We start from the raw sequence: 19,014 nt of genomic DNA, 5'->3' as shown, positions 1-19,014 counted from the left end.
TGGCGCCTCAGCCAGACAGATAGGCGCCGCCCCTGAAAAACCAAACGGTAGCGGGGCCGTCAGCCTGGCATTGTCCGCTCAAGACAGCGTGATCGGCTACCAGCTTCCGGTGTTCGCCATCGAAGCCCAAGGCTCGGCCTTGGCCTTGGCCGGGCCTTTCTGCAAAAGCTCGATCGAGATGCCGTCCGGCGACTTGACGAAAGCCATGTTGCCGTCGCGCGGCGGCCGGTTGATGATGACGCCATTGTCCATCAGATGCTGGCAGGTGGCGTAGATGTCGTCGACCTCATAAGCGAGGTGGCCGAAATTGCGCCCGCCCTTGTAGTCTTCGGGATCCCAATTGTAGGTCAGTTCGACCAGCGGTGCCTTTTCATTGATGCCGCTCTCCTCGTCTTCCGGTGCGGCGAGGAAGATCAGCGTGAAGCGGCCCTGCTCGTTTTCGTAGCGGCGCACTTCCTTGAGGCCGAGCTTATTGCAGTAGAAGTCGAGCGAGGCATCGACGTCGGCGACGCGGATCATAGTGTGCAGATAGCGCATGTGATTTCCTCGATAAATTGCGTTGCGGCGCAACATAGGGTCGGCCCTGTCAAAGGGCAATCGTGCGGCGGTGCGCAATGCCGGCAAAGAACAAATCCGGTATTGCCCCAATGAACCGTGAAAAAAGGCACGGCAGGTCTTGCACACACCGGAAGCCGCAGTGTTAATCTGTTGGCAAGAATCAGTTGCGGTGTTCTTGAAAAGAGGGGGCATTCTTATGGGGGAAAAGGCCTCTTTCATGGGGCGGGACGGAACCCTTGGCGACGCCTTGCAGCGTGACGAAGGCGGCGACGCTTCTGATCTGCTCGAAGTAGCCGGCGCCATCAAGTGGTTCGATGTGGCCAAGGGTTATGGTTTCATCCTCCCGGATGACGGCATCTCGGGCGACATCCTCCTTCATGTGACATGTCTTCGAAGAGACGGCTTTCAGACGGCGCTGGAAGGCGCACGCGTGGTCTGCCTCGTCAAGCATGGCGAGCGCGGATTGCAGGCCTTCCGTGTGCTCTCCATGGATGTCACCACCGCGGTCCACCCGGCCGAGATGCAGGAGCAGCGCACCCATGTCGCGGTGACGCCGGAGAGCGGTCTCGAACGCGCCTTGGTAAAATGGTTCAACCGCACCAAGGGGTTTGGTTTTCTCACCCGCGGCGAGGGTACCGAGGACATCTTTGTCCATATGGAGACCTTGCGCCGTTACGGTATCACCGAGCTTCGGCCCGGACAGGTCGTGCTGGTTCGTTTCGGGCGCGGCGACAAAGGCCTTATGGCCGCCGAAATTCACCCCGATATGGGGACCTTGCCGGTCTCGCACTAGGGCGTTTCCGGCCGAGGATCTCGAATGGCTTACAGGAACTGGCTGACCGCGGGCGCGATGTGCGCGATTGCCTTCGTCGCCGCCGCCGGTGGTTACTTCTATTCCGAAAAGCCAACCTCGGCGGACAGCCGGGCAATGATCCTTCCGGCCGATCCGGCGCCATTGGTCGTGGTGACGAAAGGCGGTGATCGCTCTTTCTCCATCGAAGTCGCCGACACCGCCGCGGAGCGCGAGGCTGGCTTGATGTATCGCCAGGACATGGCGGACAACCACGGCATGCTGTTTGTCTTCGAGGTCCAGCAGCAGGTTGGCTTCTGGATGCACAACACCCCGATGCCGCTTGATCTGATTTTTGTCGGCCAGGACGGCAAGATCCGGGCGGTCAAGCACGGCGAGCCGCAATCAGACGCCGTCATTTCGCCTGGTGTACCGGTGCGCTTCGTGCTTGAGCTCAAGGCCGGCACTGCCGCCAGGAACGGCATCGAGTATGGCGACCTTTTGCGCCATCCGGCGGTGGGCACGGTGTCCGGCCCCGGCATGCCGCCCGCCGACAATGGCGATGCACCCAATGGCGGTGGCGGTTGAGTGCGCAAGCGGGGTCGCTGATGCAGTTTTTCACCCATGACGGCTTCGATCTTGCTTTCCTCGAGCGCCAGCCGGAATCGGGCGAGGGCGATCCGGTGCTGATGATCCACGGCTTCGCTTCGAGCCACTATGTCAACTGGGTGTCGCCCGGCTGGTTCAAGACGCTGAACGATGCCGGTTACCGCGCCATCACCTTTGACAATCGCGGCCACGGCGCGTCGTCCAAGAGCTATGATGAGGCCGACTATACGCCGGTCAAGATGGCCTCCGATGCCACTGCCTTGCTCGACCATCTCGGCATCGAGCGCGCCCACGTCATGGGTTATTCCATGGGCGCGCGCATCGCGGCGTTCATGGCGCTGTCCGATCCGGACAAGGTGGTGACGCTGGTCTTCGGCGGCCTCGGCATCGGCATGATCGACGGTGTCGGCGATTGGGATCCGATTGCCGACGCGCTGCTTGCCGAAGATCCGGCCGCGACCAGCCATCCGCGCGGCCGGTCGTTTCGCGCCTTCGCCGACCAGACCCGCAGCGATCGCCGTGCCTTGGCGGCTTGCATCGCCAAATCGCGCGAATTGCTGAGCGAGCAGGATGTTGCCCGCATCGCCCAGCCGACGCTGGTCGCAGTCGGCACCACCGACGACATAGGCGGCTCGCCCGATGAGCTTGCAGCGTTGATGCCGAACGCCAGGGCCTTCCACATCGAGGGCCGCGATCATATGCTTGCCGTCGGGGACAAGACCTTCAAGCAGCGCGTGCTGGAGTTCTATGCCGAAAATCCGCTCTGAGCGGAGGGCCCGGGCAGCGAGAAGCAGTGCCGTAGTCGGGGACGAGGCTGCTTGGCATCGTGATAGGCGCCTATCCTGATTGTCCTTAGCCGTTTGCAAGGGCCGCCAGCGATCGCGCAATGTTTTCCCGGGCCTGCGGTTCGAAGCGCTGGCGAAACTCTTGCGTGTGGAAGATATGCGGGCGGGCGAGGAAACTCTTCAAGACCGCACTGCGTCCGGCTCGCCACATCAGCTCCTCCACCCAGTGGTACTCGCGCCGCACGGCGCGCTCATAGGCGTCGAAGGCGTCCGGCGCGGCACCCAGGATCGACAGGTCCATATCCAGGAAAAGACTTGCGTCCCGTGTGGCCGTCGCGCCGTCGAACGGCGGCACCTGGTGCGTGGCGGTGGCGACAATCATTGCCGAGATGCGGTCGAGACGTGAAGGATCTGTGCGGCCCGCCAGCTTTTTTTCGGCAAGGGCGGCACTTTGCGCCTCATTGTCCTTGGCCCTGCTGTCATAGACGGCATCGTGGAACCAGATCGCCGCTTCGATCGCCTCGGGATCGGCCAGCAACCTTCGATAGTCGCCAGCCAGCGCCAGCATCGCCTCGATATGGGCAAGGTTGTGGTAGTGGCGGCCCTGTGCCCGGTAGAGCCCTGAGAGCTCGCTTTTCAGCGCGTCGTCGATCAAGGGTTCGTTTTCCATGGCTGCTTGAATTCCCGCGAACCAAATCCATTTGACAAAGCACTAAGGAAAATTGAGTTCAATCGTGCTATGATCTGGCTTATATGTGCGGCCGGGCAGCAGGCAAGCACAACAGGCAAGCCAGGCAGGACGCAGGACGAGACGGCGATGAACAGCATCAGCATTTCCCGACACAGCGCATTGAAGCCGGTCGATCCGATCTGGCGTTCGATCCGCGACGAGGCCATGGAGGCTGTCAACCGCGACCCGCTGCTCGCTGCATTCCTCTATTCGACCATCCTCAACCAGGACAGCCTGGAAGAAGCAGTCATTCATCGGCTGGCCGAGCGGCTGGCGCACCAGGACATCGGCTCCGATCTCATCCGCCAGACCTTCAAGTCCATGCTGGCCGACGACAAGGAGTGGCCGACGACGGTGCGTGTCGACATCCAGGCCTATTACGATCGCGATCCGGCTTGCGACCGCTTCATCATGCCGGTGCTCTATTTCAAGGGGTTCCACGCCATCCAGACGCATCGGCTGGCGCATTGGCTGTGGAACCAGGGGCGCAAGGATTTCGCGCTCTATCTGCAGAGCCGCTCGTCCTCGGTCTTCCAGACCGACATCAACCCGGCCGCCCGCATTGGCAAGGGCATCTTCATCGACCACGCAACCGGCCTCGTGGTCGGCGAGACCGCGGTCATCGAGGATGACGTGTCGATCCTGCATGGCGTGACGCTGGGCGGCACCGGCAAGGCCGGCGGCGACCGCCACCCCAAGATCCGCTACGGCGTGCTGATCGGCGCCGGCGCCAAGATACTCGGCAACATCGAAATCGGCCATTGCTCGAAGATCGCGGCCGGCTCGGTGGTGCTGTCGCCTGTGCCGCACAACAAGACGGTTGCCGGCGTGCCGGCCCGCGTCGTCGGCGAGACCGGCTGCGATCAGCCGTCGCGCCAGATGGACCAGCTTTTGCCGTCGCAGACGATGGATCAGGTCGTCAGTTTCGACATCTGATTGTCATATGTCCGCTGCCTGAGGCCGTGGGCAGACATGGGCGATTGTTCTCGCCCAAGGTCTTTTGAGATTCAGGTCAGGCCGAGCCGAAATGGTGGGTTCCGAGAACCGGAGCGGAGCGTACGTTTGGGTACGTGAGCACAGTTCTACCGCGACGCGGTAGAACGGGGAAGCGCAGGAAACCGCCATTTGCAGGCCGGCCTCACGTGAATATCAACAGACCTTAATCAGGCCGCTTGCCTTTACATCGCCATTGTCGACGTGCCAGAAGCGCGTTCGAACGAGCAAGCCCGATGATCGGAGAAGACTGTTGAAGCCGGACGAAATCAGAAAGCTGGACGCCTATTTCAAGCGCGTCTTCCAAAACCCCAAGCTTGAGGTCAAGGCGCGGCCGCGCAAGGACGATTCGGCCGAGGTCTATGTCGGCGACGAATTCCTCGGCATCGTCTTCAAGGACGAGGACGACGGCGACTACAATTTTTCGATGGCGATTCTCGACATCGATCTGGCCTGAGCCAGCAAATCTTGCGGTCGGCCGGCTCATGCGGCCGGCCAGCCGGTTCCCTTGAAGCGTTCTTAACGTCCCGCCTTCAGAACGCGCCCGGCTTCGGTGGCGATTGCCGCGTCGAGCGCCTGCCAATCGCCCAGAAACTCCCTTGGGAAGCGATAGGTGAGGCTGAGTTCGTCGCCGACCTGGATGTCGCGCTCGCAGGGCGCCAGCGATTGGTCGGCACTCGGCCCGCTCAGGCAACGGGCCACGAACGGCTCCTTGCCGGGGCGATTGCCGACAACCAGCACCTCGTTCAGATAGCCTGATTTCTCGTTGAAACCATAAATCATCGTGCCGCCAGGCCCGGCAGTGCCGGGTCGGATGATCAGCGCGCTGTAGATCGGCGCGAAGCGGCCGCTCATGTCACGCGACATCATCTGCTGTTCGAAGGACAGGAAGACGATGCTTTTGGCTGTTCCCGTATGGTTGAAATCATCTCGCGCGGCCTCGCTGTAGCCGTCCATCTGGGGATAGCGCAGATAGAGGTCGAGCCGCGAGGCGATGCCGTCGCGCCGGGCCTGGGCGAAACGGATGGCATTGGCCGGGACCGTGATGACATTGTTGCCGATCACCACCTGGTGGGCTGTTGCGTCGTCGGTGTATCCGGCCATGGCGATCGAATGGCCGAACCATTTGCCGGCAAGGCTGATCGCCACCGACAACAGGGCGAGCACCGCGAACCCGTAGAGCACCCGCTTCATCAGCCTGGAATCGACCACGGTGAGTTCGTTGGCGAGCGCTGCCTGCTTCATCTCAGTCCTCGGATCTCGGGCCGCCCGTCCGCCTGCAGTGTCCCCGGGCGGCACACATCGCACGGCATGGCTCTTGCAGCCTGCATGGAACGACTGTGCAATTTCATGGTAAACGGAAAGTTAAGATGGGACCGCTGGAACTCACACTCTTTGCTTTTGCCGTCGGGTTGACGGCCTGCGGGCTGGCCGGATCGGCCATGGAACTGGTGTCGGGCCGCAAGGTCGCCTTCACCGAACCCTATGTGTCGCCGTCACATGTCTTGCGCTCGCTGCTCGCCACGGCCTGTGCGGGACCGTTCATGCTGGTCAACGACGCCATCGATGCCCGGCGTCAGCGCCGCATTTCAACGTTGGCGCTGATGTCCTGCGGCTGCACGGCAATTGCGTGGACCTTGGCGCTGGGCGTCGTCGTGCTTGCCATTGCCTCATGGTCGGTCCGTCTCCTAGGGTCCGAGCTGCCAGCTTGAGACGATTCGGAGACCAGGAATGCCGCTTTATGCGATCGATGGAACAGAGCCCAGCTTCGCCGATGCGGACTCGAACTGGATCGCGCCCGATGCGACGCTGATCGGCGACGTCAGGGTCGGACGCAATGCCGGCTTCTGGTTCGGCGCCGTCATCCGGGGCGACAATGAGCCCATCGTCATCGGTGCCGACACCAACGTGCAGGAACATACGGTCATGCACACCGATCCCGGTTTCCCGCTGACGATCGGCGAAGGCTGCACGATCGGCCACCGCGCCTTGCTGCATGGCTGCACGATCGGCGACAACAGCCTGATCGGCATGGGCGCCATCGTGCTGAACGGCGCGAAAATCGGCAGGAATTGCCTGGTCGGCGCCGGTGCGCTGGTTACCGAGGGCAAGGAATTCCCGGACAATTCGCTGATCGTCGGCTCGCCCGCCAAGGCGATCAGGGTGCTGGACGACGCGGCCGTGGCAAGGTTGCGCGGCTCGGCGGCGCATTATGTCGCCAACGGCAAGCGCTTCAAGGCGGGGTTGAAGAAGGTTTTCGAACGGCCATAGCCAGAAATGGCGGAGCCGGCCCGGGGACGGGGCCGGCTCCTTTCACCCGGTCGTTGGGGACGGGGAGGGTGGGGACTCGACCGGGTTTCTCCTGAAGCGCCTCGCATTCACGCGGCGCGCTTGAGCTCTGTTTTAGCGGACGCTGGCGACCGCGTCGGAGCGGCCGTCATTGATCGTCACCCAAACGCCGGAATTCTGGTCCGACTGGCGCTTGAGATAGGTGTAGTCGGTGTCCGTCCAGGACAGGACCTTGGTCTCAAGATTGTCGAGGATGAATTCTCCGAGGCTGGTGCGCACGGTCAGCACCGCGTGGCCGTCGCCATTCGGCTGGCGCGCCACCGTCATCAGCAGATTGCCGGCGGGGACGCCCACATCCATCAACTCGCGGCGCTTTTCCAGCGCGTAATCCTCGCAATCGCCATAGCCATTGGCCGGATAGGCCCAATATTCCTCGACACCGTAGTTTTCCATGTCGGTGCGCGGCTTGATGCGGGTGTTGACCGAATTGTTGATGTTGACGATCGTCGCCCACAGCTTGCGGGTCAGTTCGACCGGCGCACCCCTGCGGGTCCGTTCGCTGCATTCGCCGGGAATGCGCTGGCAGAACTCATAGTGACCAACAGGCTGGGTGGTGCGTCCGCCGGTGTGCATATAGGCCGGTCCCGCGGCATATGCTGATCCCCAAGCGGAAAGCTGCATCGCCATTGCCGCCAGCAACAGCTTGCCCCTCGTTTTCTTCATTGTTGTAGTCTCCCCGTTCGAAGGAGACATTGCCACATGTGGATTTATTTGACGCAAAAGCGCGAAGTAGATATTGAGTAAAAGTCCAATAGAATAAACGTAAAATTTGAATCATTTGAGTATTAATTCGTTTGGATATTGGGGCCCCTCACGACGGGGGCGGAGGGCTTCCAGGCCCCTCCAACAGCGGCCGAAGCATGCCATGGCGTCGAAAACAAAAAACCGGCCGCAAGGGCCGGTTCCTGGAATGTTGCTGTCGGGCCTGCTCAGGCGCGTGGCGTGTTGAATTCGGAATCAAGCGTTTCGGGACGCTGGATCACAGCGAATTCGATGGCGACGCCGTCCTCGAAATGACGCACGACCTGCCCGCGCATGGTGCCAAGCATGACCTGGATGCCGATCGCCGGTTTGACGTCGATTTCGACAGCGGCGCCGGAGAGCGAAAGGTCGATGATGCGGCACTGGTACTGGCGGCCGTCGGTGAGCTGCAGCACGCTTGTCGGATTGCGCGGTGCGACGCGCTCGTGGCGGCGATCTTCCGGCAGGTCGAGTTCATGCTTGTTGGCCAGCCAGGTCAATTGCGCGGCCAGCTTGTCCTTCTTGCGATCCGACGCAATGACGGTCATTGCGAAACCGTCCTGCAGGGTGCGTGTGACGACGCCTTCGATGCGGCCGATATGATCGATGTAGGCGATGATTTTTTCGCCGGGCATGCCGATGCGGTCGGTGCGAAACGCGACATTGCCCGGTGACATGTCGACGACCTGGCAGGGATGTTCGGTGCGGTCTTCCAGCATGAAGCGTCCGTAAATTTTAACCCGGACGCGCTGAAAGTTTCGCCTTTCAGCTTGGGACGGCGCATAGTCGACCGCCGCTGACCTCATGACTGCCTACACCCCGTTTGGCATCCCGCGCGCCGATGCGAGGAACTTCATCACAGAAGTACAACAAAGCGGGTTAACAAAGGGGAAAAGCGGGCGCTCCAGCGTTTTCCTTTTTGCAGGCCGTGGTGCCAAAACCGCCGCGCAGTTTTGGGCGACGTGCATCAGGTCTCAAAAAACAGCGGACTATTCCTCGCGCCCGCCATCGAAGACGACGAGATGACGGATGCGACGCACCCGGCCGAGCGCCGAGATCGTCTCGGGTGCCCCAAGTTCATCGGGAACAAGCGAGGGAACATCGATCGCCGGGCGATTGTTCAGAAGCTCCTTCTCCGGATCTATGACGCGGATTGAATCGATCAACGCATCGGTGATCGGATCGGCACCCAGCCAGAAGGGTTTCTCCACGGCGCTGATGACGCCCAGGCAGCGCGGATTTTCGACGCCGCCGTCCAGCGGCAGGGCAAGCAGTTCGAACTTATTGGAGCGCCCGTTGCGGCTGAAGCCCTCATAGCTGATGAGCACGACCGATTTCTGCTCGAACACGCCATGGATCAGGCGCGAGACGAGCCGCTGGTCCTTCTCGCGCCACAGCGATGGAAAGGAAAACCCCTTGAGCTCGCGGCCGTAGCAGGCGCAAAGCCTCGTGCCGGCCAGCCGGAATACGGCCTGTCCGCGCGTGTCACGTTCCAGGATAAAGGTGTCGGCCAGCAGCGACTTGATGTCGGCCGGTTCGACCTCCGAACGCTTCGGGGCGGGGCGTCCATCACGCAGGCGGTTCCAATATTGGAACAGCGTGATCGATCCATTCTGGTTCATGCTATGCTGCTCCGCGCAATCTGTCGTCTGATGTCCCATCGGTGAACAGAAGGGCGCCCTCCGAGGACCTACATGCGTTGCGGAGCAGGAAGCGTGCCAGCGTCGTTAACACTTGTTCACGGGTCGGGGTCGTTAAGGTTAACAAGTGGTTTACGTTGCGTCTGAGCCAGCCCCGTGGCACACAAAAACCACTCCAGAAGCGGTCGTTTCGCGACGATCGGCAGCACTTCAGTCAGAGTTTTAGGGGAGCAGGGGGCTCGACCGGCCGTTCAAGGGAAACCTTGAACGGCTTCTTTTTTGATTCGCGCCAGATGATTCGCGGTTTGCTGTTCGGTCCGCGTTAATCTAGATGCTCGAACCTGGAATCCCGCAGTGAGTGCAATTTCAAATGAGTGAACCGGTAATTCCCTCGGAAGCCGACCCGGTCGAGGGCGCGCCCGAGCCGCGGCGCGAGCCGGTGTTCAACCTGCCGCCCGTCGTGCTGGCGGTGATCGGCATCTGCGTCGTCGTCTATCTGTTGCAGCAATATGTGTTGAGCGAATCCCAGCAGATGACATTGCTGTATGACGGGGCCTTCATCCCCGTTCTCTACACCGGGCAATACGGCTTCGACTGGTTCCTGTTTTCGCGGCCCTTCACCTACGCGTTCATGCATGGCGGCTTTGCCCATATCGCCATCAACATGGTGTGGCTCGCCGCGTTTGGCTCACCATTGGCAAACCGTCTGGGAACGCTGTGGTTCGCGCTGTTCTTTGCCGCAACCGGGCTGGCTTCGGTCGCGCTTTTCTGGGCACTGCATCCTTACGGTGAGGCGCCGCTGGTCGGGGCTTCCGGTGCGATATCAGGCATGATGGGGGCTGCGGCGCGTTTTGGCTTCCGCACCGATCGTTCGGCCGGCAAGGCCGCCTTCGCCGGCCCGGTGCTGCCGATCGCATTCGTGTTGCGCTTGCGCGGTGTCGTGATTTTCCTTGCCATGTGGATGGTCATCAATCTCGCCACCGGCCTGCTCGGTTTTGCCCCGGGGGTAGACGGCCAGATCGCCTGGGAGGCCCATATTGGCGGCTTTGTCGCCGGCTTCTTCGGCCTGCGCTGGTTCGACAGGCGATGGCAGGCGCCCGAATGGGAGACGGCCGACCACCACACTTGAAATGCAACCGATCACGGCGCACGATGTTCACTCTTACGTGAAGGCCGGTCAGGGCAGGAACCGGCAGGCAAAGCAGAGGAGGACGCCATGACGGTTAAGGCAATTCTCGAGAGAAAAGGCCATGACGTGTTGACGCTCGGGCCGAACGAAAAGCTTAGCGAAGCCATCCGTATCCTGGCAGAGCACAAGATCGGGGCGCTGGTCATCACCAATGGCGATCGCAAGATCGTCGGCATCCTGTCAGAGCGCGATATCGTCCGGGTTGTCGCCCGCGAAGGTGGAGCCGCGCTCGATATCCCCGTGCGTTCGGCGATGACGCCGAAAGTGAAGATCTGCAACGAAAACCACACCGTCAACGAGGTGATGGAGATCATGACCCGAGGCCGCTTCCGCCATCTGCCGGTGGAAAAGGACGGCATGCTCGATGGCATCGTGTCCATTGGCGACGTGGTCAAGCGCCGCATCGAGGATGTCGAGCGCGAGGCCGACGAGATCAGAGCCTACATCGCCACCGCCTGAGCGGTGAGGCGAACCGCCGGCCGGAGAACCGACCGGCGGAGCCGTGGTTACCTGTTGTCGAGTTCGGAGCGGACGAGTGCGAGCCCGCGCCGGGTGATGCGGTAGGGTCCACCGTCAGACGAAGAAACAGCCTTCTTCCGCTTCAGTTTTCGAAACAGCTCGAGATCGACGCCCGGATAATGCCAGCCGTCGCGGGTCAGGCATTTGACGGAGGCGATCCGTTTCTTCTCGTTCTTTTCGATTTCAATGCGTCCGCCCTGCGCGAGCAGGTGCAGGATGCGCTGTTTCCACAGCGCCGCGCGTCCTCTTGCACGCGCAAAGGACGCTGTGGCACTTATGATTTGGCGCATGATCCTTTCCGAAAATCGATACCGATTTTCGGGGTCATGCGCTGCGCGAAATATCCATGTGAGAGTTTTCCGGGAAAACAAAAAATGCCGCCGCCGCGAAGCTTCGCGGCACGGGGTTTCAGGTTTTCTGCCCTGCCTCGCCAGGAGGTCAGGGCCTTACCGGGACTGAGCGTAAGTGGACATCCACTCTCCATTGGAATGGACCTCCCATAGGCGAACGCAGCTGAAAAGGCCAGTCCGCGGCTTTGCGCTTGTGTTTTTTGGGCGCTTGTCTCTTTTGGCGGTTTGCACTAGCGAAGTTGCACACCAAAGTGTGCGAAACGCATTATCCGCAGTTCCAATACGCAGGCCACCATGTCCCTCATCGACACCCGCACGCCCGACGCCAAGCGCCTTGTTTCCGGTGCCACCGGCGACTGGGAGATCATCATCGGCCTCGAGGTCCATGCCCAGATTACATCGGAAGCAAAGCTGTTTTCCGGCGCCTCGACCGCTTTCGGCGCGGCGCCCAACGCCAATGTCAGCCTGGTCGATGCGGCGATGCCCGGCATGCTGCCGGTCATCAACGAGGAATGCGTCAAGCAGGCGATCCGCACCGGCCTTGGGCTGAAAGCGCAGATCAACCACAAGTCGGTCTTCGATCGGAAGAACTACTTCTATCCAGACCTGCCGCAGGGCTACCAGATCTCGCAGTTCAAGCAGCCGATCGTCGGCGAGGGCACGGTGATCGTTTCCGTTGGCCCCGATCGTCAGGGCGAATTCGAGGACATCGAAGTCGGCATCGAGCGGCTGCATCTGGAGCAGGATGCCGGAAAGTCGATGCACGACCAGCATGTGACCATGTCCTATGTCGACCTCAACCGCTCCGGCGTGGCGCTGATGGAGATCGTCTCCAAGCCCGACATGCGCTCGGCCGACGAAGCCAAGGCTTATGTCACCAAGCTGCGCACCATCGTGCGCTATCTCGGCACCTGCGACGGCAACATGGACGAAGGTTCGATGCGCGCCGACGTCAACGTTTCGGTGCGCAAGCCGGGCGGCGAGTTCGGCACGCGCTGCGAGATCAAGAACGTCAACTCGATCCGCTTCATCGGCCAGGCCATCGACTACGAGGCGCGCCGGCAGATCGCCATTCTCGAGGATGGCGGCAAGATCGACCAGGAGACGCGGCTGTTCGACGCCGTCAAGGGCGAGACGCGTTCGATGCGCTCCAAGGAAGAGGCGCATGATTACCGCTACTTCCCCGATCCGGACCTCTTGCCGCTGGAATTCGACCAGGCCTATGTCGATGCGCTGGCCAAGGAATTGCCGGAACTGCCAGACGACAAGAAGGCGCGGCTGATCGCGTCGCTCGGCCTGTCGGTCTATGACGCCTCGATCCTGGTTTCGGAAAAGCCGATCGCCGACTATTTCGAGAAGGTGGCCGCCGGCCGCGACGGCAAGCTCGCCGCCAACTGGGTCATCAACGATCTGCTCGGGCAATTGAACAAGGCCGGAAAAGACATTGAAAACGCTCCGGTTTCCCCCGAGCAGCTTGGCGCGGTCATCGATCTGATCAAGGACGGCACCATTTCCGGCAAGATCGCCAAGGACCTGTTCGAGATCGTCTGGAATGAGGGCGGCGATCCGCGCCAGCTGGTCGAGAGCCGTGGCATGAAGCAGGTCACCGACACCGGCGCCATCGAGAAGGCCGTAGACGAGGTGATTGCAGCCAACCCCGACAAGGTCGAACAGGCGCGCGCCAAGCCGAGCATGGCCGGTTGGTTCGTTGGCCAGGTGATGAAGGTGACCGGCGGCAAGGCCAATCCACAAGCGGTCAACGACCTCGTCAAGACCAAGCTGGGCATCGAGTAGCGCGGTGTTTGTCCGCACCGCAGGTGAACGTGATCTGACGGCCATCCGGGCGCTGCTGGTCGAAACCTGGCACACGACCTATGACGCGGTCTATGGCCCTGATCGGATCGACCGGGTCATCGAGGATTGGTGTTCGCCGGCGAAATTGAGAGCTAGCCTTGAGCGGCCGAATGCCGAATTCCTGGTCGCCGACGACGGCAAGCGCATCGGCGGCGTCGCCTATGCCGAAAGCGTCGAAGGCGGCACCGTGGTCGACCTGCAACAGCTCCATGTCGCACCCGACCTGCAAGGCCGGGGCATCGGCGGGATGTTGCTCGATGAGGTGATCGAGAATTTTCCGGAAGCCCGCTCTCTACGCATCGAGGTCGTGGAGCAGAACAGGCGTGCGGTCGCCTTCTATCTGGCCAACGGCTTTGCCGAGATTGGCCGGGCCGACAATTATGGGCCGGCGCAGTCCGGTATTGCTGCGTTGATTCTTGAGCGGATGCTGACCGCCTGAGCGCTCGATGATCGCGCGATTGCATCACGTTGTTGCGAGTGGACCCTCGAGCACACGGCTTTCATTTGACGGCGCAAATATCGAGCGCAAAGCTGTGGCCGCTGACCCCAGCCATGATCGGTGTTTGACCGGTGGCATGCGAGGCAGCTTGGGGAATCGTCATGCCAAGCTTGCCGGAACTGATGCCGACACAGGTGTCGGACGAGACCTTTGGCGGCGTCACCTATCATATAGCGGGCGAGCTGGTGCCGGTGCTTTCGGTCGATGTCACGCGCATGCCGGTCTATTTCGAGCACCACATCCTTTTGTGGAAGAATTCCACCATCACCATCGGCCTGAAATCGCTGAAGGGCGCGCTGAAGCGGATGATGGCCGGCATGCAGATCTTCGTCACCGAGGCGTCGGGGGCGGGCATCGTTGCCTTCAGCCGCGATGGGCCGGGCCACATCGTGCCGATCCATCTCAGGCACGGCGAAGAGATCCAGGTGCGCGAGCACCAGTTTCTCGCCGCCACCGGCAATGTCGACTACACCTTCGAACGGGTGCGCGGCCTGGCGACGATGCTGTTCGGCCAGAGCGGCTTTTTCATCGACCGCTTTCGCGGTGATTCCGGCGATGGCATCGTCTGGCTGCACGGCTATGGCAACGTCTTCGAAAAGACGCTCGCCGCCGGCGAAACCATCGACATCGAACCAGGCGGCTGGCTGTTCAAGGATGCCTCGGTCAGGATGGAGACCAAGATCGATCGCCTGTCGAGCGGCTTCTTCGGCGCCAACATGAATTTCATCGTCAACCGATTCACCGGACCGGGCCGTGTCGGCATCCAGTCGATGTATCTGCATATGCCGACGGAGGAATAGTTCGGCGAAGGCCACTGGCGGGCAGCAATGGCGGCCGCGACCCGGCCATGCGTCATCGCGGCGTTTGCCGTGCCGGCTCACCACGGATATGCAAGGGCCATGACCAAATTGTTCCGCACTGCGGCGCTGGCGCTGCTCGCCATCATCATTTTCGCGACCTTGTCGCCGATCCAGATGCGGCCGCATCTCGCTGAAGCAAATGTCGAGCGTGCCTTGGCTTATGTCCTGCTAGGCTTCGCCCTCGCGGTCGGCTTCCCCAACCGACTGTATCAAGTGGTGATCTTTGTGGCTGTGATCGCCGGCATGCTGGAACTGCTTCAGCTCATTGATCCCGGTCGCCATGCACGCCTCATCGATGCATTGGTGAAAGCCTTTGCCGGGGTGGTTGGGATCGTCGCGGGACACCTGATCGTCAGGGCCGGCCGGCAAAAGAGCGAGAGCTAGGCGCGGCAGCAATCCGCCGCGGAGGATCGAGCCTTCGCTAGGCAGCGGGAACCCCCACATTGTCGATTAGCCTGGTTTTGCCGAGCCATGCCGCTGCGAGAAGACGCCCTTCGCGGTTTCGACGCCATGGCGCAAGCGTCAGGCTTTCGCGTGCCTCGACATAGTCGACCTTCTGGAAACCGGCGGCGATGAGGTCGCGGCTGGCCTCTTCGGTTGCGTCGGTTTGGTGGGCGCCTGCCGCCAGGGCCGCAGCCGTTTTGCGCAATATCACGTTGAGTTGGCGGCCGACCTTCAGTTCGGCCTCATCGAGATAGGCGTTGCGTGACGACATGGCGAGACCATGCGCGTCGCGTATCGTCGGGGCGCCGACGATCTCGACGGGCAGGTCGAGATCGCCGCAGAGCTGTCTCACCACGCAAAGCTGCTGGTAGTCCTTCTCGCCGAAGACCGCAAAGTCGGGCGTTGCCTGCAGGAGGAGCTTTGCCACGACGGTGGCGACGCCTTCGAAAAAGGTCGGCCGAAAGTCCGATTCGAGCCCGGCGGAGGGGCCGCCGACCGAGATTTTCGTGGCGAAGCCGGCGGGATACATCTCGCCAACCGTCGGTGTGAAAGCAAGGTCGGCCTTTGCCGCGCCGAGCCGGTCGAGATCGCGGGCGAGTTGGCGCGGGTACTTGTCGAGGTCTTCGCTCGGCGCGAACTGTGTCGGGTTGACGAAGATCGACACGACGCAGCGCTCGGCTTTTTCGAGTGCGATCCTGACCAGCGAGATGTGCCCGTCGTGCAAAGCGCCCATGGTCGGCACCATGGCGACACGAAGGCCGTCACGGCGCCAGTCATGGATTTGCGTGCGAAGTGCGGCAACGCTATCGACGACGACGGGTTGGCTCATGCGTCATCCCTGCTGTTTGTCGCCGAAAAGACATGGCCGGGGCCCGGGAATGTCCGGTTTCGCACTTCTGCTGCATAGCTCTTTGCGGCATGCGAGATCGCGTTGCGCAGGTCGGCGTATTCCTTGACGAATTTCGGCACGCGATCGACGGTCAGCCCGACCATGTCGTCGGTGACCAGGATCTGGCCGTCGCAGTCGCCGCTGGCGCCGATGCCGATGGTTGGGATGGCGAGGCGGCGGCTGATATCGGCGGCGACCCTCTCGACCGTGCCTTCGATGACCACCGAGAAAGCCCCGGCGTTCTCGACGGCGAGCGCATCGCGAAGCAAAGCCGCAACAGCCTCCTCGGTGCGGCCTTTGATCTTGTAGCCGCCGTCCTTCTCGACCGATTGCGGCTGCAGGCCGATATGCCCCATGACCGGAATGCCGGCGGCGACGATGGCCGCGATCTGGCTAACCATGTCGACGCCGCCTTCGAGCTTTACCGCCTGGCAGCCGGTTTCGTCGACGACCCGCCGCGCCGAGGCGACGGCAAGTGCTGCCGTGACCTCATAGCTGCCAGCCGGCAGGTCGACGACGACGCAGGCACTGGCCGAGCCGCGCATCACGGCTTGCCCATGTGCGATCATCATCTCCAGCGAGGCACCCAGTGTCGTCTTGTGGCCGTGGAGGACCATGGCGACACTGTCACCGACCAGAAGCAGATCGACATGGTGATCAAGCAGACGGGCGATGGGATAGGTATAGGCGGTCAGGCAAACGATCGGCGCGCCGCCCTTGCGGTGGCGAATCGCCTCGGCGCTGATGCGCATGTCGGTGGTCGGCAATTCCGTGGCCAATCGTCACCTCCTTTGGCCTCAAGCCGGGCTGGATACAAGCATGGGCGCGCAGAGCTTTAGAAACACCGCAAAGGCTTGGCAAGCGTGCATGCAGCCACCGGCAGGATCACAGGCTTGTGTCGGGTTTCAGGAAAGCCATTTGCGCACACGCCGTGGCAAAAGCCTTGCCTTCGGCAAGGCCTGACGCCATAAGCAGGAAACGGGCGCTGCCGGCGCGAGGGTTTTGAGATGAAGACTTTCCTTACGCAGTTTTTCACCTGGTGGAACAGCCAGACGATAGGAACCCGCCTGCACACGTGGCGGTATGGCAAGAAGGTCGGCCAGGACGAGACCGGCAATTTTTACTACGAAGGCGGCATCGATTCGGAAGGCCGCACGCGCCGCTGGGTCATCTACCGCAATTATTCGGAAGCTTCGGCGATACCGCCCGGCTGGCACGGCTGGATGCACCACCGTGTCGACGTCGCGCCGTCCAGCGAGGACTACAAGCCACGCGACTGGCAGAAGCCGCATCAGCCCAATCTGACCGGCAGCCCGGCGGCCTATCGTCCGAAGGGCTCGGTGCTCACCAATCAGCATCGCCCGCAGGTCACCGGCGACTACGATGCCTGGACACCCGGGTCGTAGCGACAGGGTGCAAGCCGGTCCTTTATCGCCACAATTGGTGTTTAGCTGCTTGCTGATCAGAAAACGGCGACTAGCCTTGGCGATCGACAGAATCACCCGGGCGCGAACCACCGGTATCTTTGCATGAGCTTTTCTTACTCAATATCGGCCAGTCTGGCGCTAGCCGCCGGTCTTGCCGTCAGCACCGTGGCCTTCGCCGCTTCGCCTGAGCCCGCGGCACCCGCGCCGGCGCCGCCCGCGGGAGCGGACCGGGTTACCAATGCCGTTGCCGAGTTTGCCGGTATCGACAAGATCACCGGCCGGATCATCACCTTCGATGTCTATATCGACGAGACGGTGCAGTTCGGCGCTTTGCAGGTGACGCCGCGCGTCTGCTATTCGCGGCCGCAGGCGGAGGCGCCGAAGACCGATTCCTTCGTCGAGGTCGACGAGATCACGCTCGACCGCAAGATCCGCCGCATCTTCACCGGCTGGATGTTTGCCGAAAGCCCCGGCCTCAACGCCGTCGAGCATGCCGTCTACGACGTCTGGCTGAAGGCCTGCAAGCAGAAGTCGGATGTGCCGGCGCCCGACGGAGCCAAGGCTGACGCAACCAAAGCGGAGGCTCCCAAGCCCGCCGCAGCCAAACCGGAAGCCGCGACCACTCCGGACGTCACAACGCCTGATGTGACGGAGCCGGACGCTTCGGAACCCGATACTACCGACACCAACTGATCCCCCGGAACCGTCCTGGCCACAATGCGTTGGGCCACGGACGAGCGCACATTCATGCGTAAGGAGGATCTTCCGATGTCAGACAGCAAACGGATCACGGCTAGCAAGGCCGAATTGCTGGAACTCGAAAAGGGATTCTGGACGGGCGACTCCGCCTACTACGCGGCCAACGCCGACACCGAATGCCTGGTGGCATTTCCGCAGATGGCACAGGCGATGGACAATGCGGATCTGGCCAAGACCGCGGCCAAGCCCAACCGCTGGCGCAACCTGCAGATGGATCTCAAGGGCATTATCGAGCCGGGCAGCGACATCATCATGCTGACTTACGAGGCGCGTGCGACACGGGAGAATGGCGAGGCTTATGCCGCGCTGGTCAGCACCGGCTACGTCCATCGCGCCAACGGCTGGAAGATGATGTTCCATTCGCAGACGCCATTGGAAGCCGCTACCGGGAAGTAGGCTCAATCCTCAGGGATAGAATATTGCCTCGCCCTTCAACGCATCGGCGAGCATCTTCTCATACTTGCCGCGCGGCACGTCGACCGCGCCGAACCGCTTGAGGTGCTCGGTGGTGAACTGCGTATCAAGCAGAGCAAAGCCCCGCGCCTTCAAGCGCTCGACGAGGTAGAAGAGGCAGGTCTTGGAAGCGTCCGTCTCTCTGGCGAACATGCTCTCGCCAAAAAACACCCGGCCGAGCGACACGCCATAGAGGCCGCCGACCAGCCGGTCCTCACGCCACGCTTCGACCGAATGACAATGGCCTATCCGATGCAACTCGATATAGGCTTCGCGGATCGGCGCATTGATCCAGGTCGAGCGCCGCTCCGCGCGCTTTTCGGCGCAGCCGTCGATGGTCGCCTCGAAATCGAAATCGAAACGGATGTCGAAGGGATGTTTCTTGATCGTTTTCCAGAGACTTTTCGGCGTGTGAAAGCCGTCAAGCGGGATGATGCCTCGTGTCTCCGGCCGCACCCAGAACACCTCCGGGTCGCCGGCACTTTCTGCCATTGGGAAGACGCCCGAGGCGTAGGCCTTGAGCAGCAGGTCGGTGGGGATGCGATAGCCGGGCGCGTAGGGGCGGGTCATCGCGTC

At 61.8% G+C, this 19,014-nt stretch carries 26 protein-coding genes; 16 read left to right on the top strand and 10 right to left on the bottom strand.

Annotation, left to right across the window (positions count from 1 at the left end):
- Nucleotides 1-96 precede the first annotated feature (96 nt).
- Nucleotides 97-537, bottom strand: coding sequence for a lactoylglutathione lyase (gene gloA, locus EOC83_RS29490; protein WP_013531328.1), 441 nt, complete (start codon nt 535-537; stop codon nt 97-99).
- A 238-nt stretch (nt 538-775) separates the two neighbouring features.
- Between gloA and EOC83_RS29485 the strand changes: the two genes are divergently transcribed.
- Genes EOC83_RS29485 through EOC83_RS29475 form a run of 3 tightly spaced genes read left to right on the top strand, consistent with a single transcriptional unit; the run spans nt 776 to nt 2,724 of the window.
- On the top strand, nt 776-1,351 hold the full coding sequence (locus tag EOC83_RS29485; protein WP_174564974.1) for a cold-shock protein: 576 nt from the start codon (nt 776-778) through the stop codon (nt 1,349-1,351).
- Between the two features lie 24 nt (nt 1,352-1,375).
- Nucleotides 1,376-1,936 carry a DUF192 domain-containing protein gene (locus EOC83_RS29480; protein ID WP_013531330.1) on the top strand — a complete coding sequence of 187 codons (561 nt, stop codon included), beginning with the start codon at nt 1,376-1,378 and terminating at the stop codon, nt 1,934-1,936.
- 20 nt (nt 1,937-1,956) lie between these two features.
- Nucleotides 1,957-2,724 carry an alpha/beta hydrolase gene (locus EOC83_RS29475; RefSeq protein ID WP_063168102.1) on the top strand — a complete coding sequence of 256 codons (768 nt, stop codon included), beginning with the start codon at nt 1,957-1,959 and terminating at the stop codon, nt 2,722-2,724.
- Nucleotides 2,725-2,809: 85 nt separating this feature from the next.
- Here the strand turns inward: EOC83_RS29475 and EOC83_RS29470 are convergent, their stop codons facing one another.
- The gene (locus tag EOC83_RS29470) at nt 2,810-3,412 is read right to left on the bottom strand and encodes a hypothetical protein (protein ID WP_063168101.1); all 603 of its coding nucleotides are present in this window, start codon (nt 3,410-3,412) and stop codon (nt 2,810-2,812) included.
- A gap of 147 nt (nt 3,413-3,559) precedes the next feature.
- Here EOC83_RS29470 and cysE point away from each other — a divergent pair, with 147 nt between their 5' ends.
- Together cysE and EOC83_RS29460 are read left to right on the top strand one after the other, a co-directional pair.
- A complete protein-coding gene (gene cysE / locus EOC83_RS29465) occupies nt 3,560-4,408 on the top strand; it encodes a serine O-acetyltransferase (RefSeq protein WP_013531333.1) in 849 nt (282 codons plus the stop codon).
- A gap of 310 nt (nt 4,409-4,718) precedes the next feature.
- Complete coding sequence (locus EOC83_RS29460; RefSeq protein WP_013531334.1) at nt 4,719-4,922, top strand: DUF3126 family protein; 204 nt, start codon at nt 4,719-4,721, stop codon at nt 4,920-4,922.
- A gap of 62 nt (nt 4,923-4,984) precedes the next feature.
- Here the strand turns inward: EOC83_RS29460 and EOC83_RS29455 are convergent, their stop codons facing one another.
- Complete coding sequence (locus EOC83_RS29455) at nt 4,985-5,710, bottom strand: hypothetical protein (RefSeq protein WP_063168100.1); 726 nt, start codon at nt 5,708-5,710, stop codon at nt 4,985-4,987.
- A 125-nt stretch (nt 5,711-5,835) separates the two neighbouring features.
- On the opposite strand from EOC83_RS29455, the gene EOC83_RS29450 reads away from it, so the two are divergent.
- Both EOC83_RS29450 and EOC83_RS29445 read left to right on the top strand, forming a co-directional pair.
- On the top strand, nt 5,836-6,177 hold the full coding sequence (locus tag EOC83_RS29450) for a hypothetical protein (RefSeq protein ID WP_063168099.1): 342 nt from the start codon (nt 5,836-5,838) through the stop codon (nt 6,175-6,177).
- Nucleotides 6,178-6,196: 19 nt separating this feature from the next.
- Nucleotides 6,197-6,736 (top strand): gamma carbonic anhydrase family protein, encoded by a 540-nt coding sequence (locus EOC83_RS29445; protein ID WP_024503875.1) that lies wholly within the window; start codon nt 6,197-6,199, stop codon nt 6,734-6,736.
- A gap of 132 nt (nt 6,737-6,868) precedes the next feature.
- On the opposite strand, the gene EOC83_RS29440 is transcribed toward EOC83_RS29445, so the two are convergent.
- From EOC83_RS29440 to EOC83_RS29430, 3 genes are all read right to left on the bottom strand, one after another.
- Nucleotides 6,869-7,477: a transglutaminase-like cysteine peptidase gene (locus EOC83_RS29440; RefSeq protein ID WP_063168098.1), complete on the bottom strand. Its 609-nt coding sequence runs from the start codon at nt 7,475-7,477 to the stop codon at nt 6,869-6,871.
- 266 nt (nt 7,478-7,743) lie between these two features.
- On the bottom strand, nt 7,744-8,361 hold the full coding sequence (locus tag EOC83_RS29435) for a PilZ domain-containing protein (protein ID WP_013531341.1): 618 nt from the start codon (nt 8,359-8,361) through the stop codon (nt 7,744-7,746).
- Nucleotides 8,362-8,544: 183 nt separating this feature from the next.
- Nucleotides 8,545-9,177: a PAS domain-containing protein gene (locus tag EOC83_RS29430; RefSeq protein ID WP_024503876.1), complete on the bottom strand. Its 633-nt coding sequence runs from the start codon at nt 9,175-9,177 to the stop codon at nt 8,545-8,547.
- A gap of 388 nt (nt 9,178-9,565) precedes the next feature.
- On the opposite strand from EOC83_RS29430, the gene EOC83_RS29425 reads away from it, so the two are divergent.
- Entirely contained in the window at nt 9,566-10,324 is a 759-nt protein-coding gene (locus tag EOC83_RS29425) for a rhomboid family intramembrane serine protease (protein WP_013531343.1), read from the top strand.
- A gap of 87 nt (nt 10,325-10,411) precedes the next feature.
- The gene (locus EOC83_RS29420; RefSeq protein ID WP_013531344.1) at nt 10,412-10,843 is read left to right on the top strand and encodes a CBS domain-containing protein; all 432 of its coding nucleotides are present in this window, start codon (nt 10,412-10,414) and stop codon (nt 10,841-10,843) included.
- Nucleotides 10,844-10,890: 47 nt separating this feature from the next.
- Here EOC83_RS29420 and EOC83_RS29415 read toward each other — a convergent pair whose 3' ends face one another.
- Nucleotides 10,891-11,193 carry a YjhX family toxin gene (locus tag EOC83_RS29415; protein WP_082826465.1) on the bottom strand — a complete coding sequence of 101 codons (303 nt, stop codon included), beginning with the start codon at nt 11,191-11,193 and terminating at the stop codon, nt 10,891-10,893.
- A gap of 354 nt (nt 11,194-11,547) precedes the next feature.
- Between EOC83_RS29415 and gatB the strand changes: the two genes are divergently transcribed.
- The 4 genes from gatB (at nt 11,548) to EOC83_RS29390 (ending at nt 14,850) form a co-directional block, all read left to right on the top strand.
- Complete coding sequence (gatB, locus tag EOC83_RS29405; RefSeq protein WP_063168097.1) at nt 11,548-13,047, top strand: Asp-tRNA(Asn)/Glu-tRNA(Gln) amidotransferase subunit GatB; 1,500 nt, start codon at nt 11,548-11,550, stop codon at nt 13,045-13,047.
- A 4-nt stretch (nt 13,048-13,051) separates the two neighbouring features.
- Nucleotides 13,052-13,546 carry a GNAT family N-acetyltransferase gene (locus EOC83_RS29400; protein WP_063168096.1) on the top strand — a complete coding sequence of 165 codons (495 nt, stop codon included), beginning with the start codon at nt 13,052-13,054 and terminating at the stop codon, nt 13,544-13,546.
- 161 nt (nt 13,547-13,707) lie between these two features.
- Nucleotides 13,708-14,406 carry an AIM24 family protein gene (locus tag EOC83_RS29395; protein ID WP_027160398.1) on the top strand — a complete coding sequence of 233 codons (699 nt, stop codon included), beginning with the start codon at nt 13,708-13,710 and terminating at the stop codon, nt 14,404-14,406.
- A 27-nt stretch (nt 14,407-14,433) separates the two neighbouring features.
- The gene (locus EOC83_RS29390; RefSeq protein WP_082826463.1) at nt 14,434-14,850 is read left to right on the top strand and encodes a hypothetical protein; all 417 of its coding nucleotides are present in this window, start codon (nt 14,434-14,436) and stop codon (nt 14,848-14,850) included.
- A gap of 37 nt (nt 14,851-14,887) precedes the next feature.
- On the opposite strand, the gene panC is transcribed toward EOC83_RS29390, so the two are convergent.
- Together panC and panB are read right to left on the bottom strand one after the other, a co-directional pair.
- A complete protein-coding gene (gene panC, locus EOC83_RS29385; RefSeq protein WP_063168095.1) occupies nt 14,888-15,739 on the bottom strand; it encodes a pantoate--beta-alanine ligase in 852 nt (283 codons plus the stop codon).
- Entirely contained in the window at nt 15,736-16,551 is an 816-nt protein-coding gene (panB, locus tag EOC83_RS29380) for a 3-methyl-2-oxobutanoate hydroxymethyltransferase (protein WP_032808013.1), read from the bottom strand. The genes panC and panB overlap by 4 nt, the downstream gene beginning before the upstream one ends.
- A gap of 255 nt (nt 16,552-16,806) precedes the next feature.
- On the opposite strand from panB, the gene EOC83_RS29375 reads away from it, so the two are divergent.
- From EOC83_RS29375 to EOC83_RS29365, 3 genes are all read left to right on the top strand, one after another.
- The gene (locus EOC83_RS29375; RefSeq protein ID WP_013531353.1) at nt 16,807-17,205 is read left to right on the top strand and encodes an NADH:ubiquinone oxidoreductase subunit NDUFA12; all 399 of its coding nucleotides are present in this window, start codon (nt 16,807-16,809) and stop codon (nt 17,203-17,205) included.
- A gap of 123 nt (nt 17,206-17,328) precedes the next feature.
- Entirely contained in the window at nt 17,329-17,919 is a 591-nt protein-coding gene (locus tag EOC83_RS29370; protein ID WP_013531354.1) for a DUF2155 domain-containing protein, read from the top strand.
- Nucleotides 17,920-17,994: 75 nt separating this feature from the next.
- Nucleotides 17,995-18,381: a hypothetical protein gene (locus EOC83_RS29365; protein ID WP_024503882.1), complete on the top strand. Its 387-nt coding sequence runs from the start codon at nt 17,995-17,997 to the stop codon at nt 18,379-18,381.
- 9 nt (nt 18,382-18,390) lie between these two features.
- Here the strand turns inward: EOC83_RS29365 and aat are convergent, their stop codons facing one another.
- A complete protein-coding gene (gene aat, locus EOC83_RS29360) occupies nt 18,391-19,008 on the bottom strand; it encodes a leucyl/phenylalanyl-tRNA--protein transferase (protein ID WP_024503883.1) in 618 nt (205 codons plus the stop codon).
- Nucleotides 19,009-19,014: the final 6 nt, after the last annotated feature.

This window comes from Mesorhizobium sp. Primo-A, from assembly GCF_003997175.1.
Taxonomy (GTDB): Bacteria; Pseudomonadota; Alphaproteobacteria; order Rhizobiales; family Rhizobiaceae; genus Mesorhizobium; species Mesorhizobium ciceri.
The sequence above is the reverse complement of the archived record's forward strand: the minus strand, read 5'-3'. Positions and strand labels throughout refer to the sequence as shown.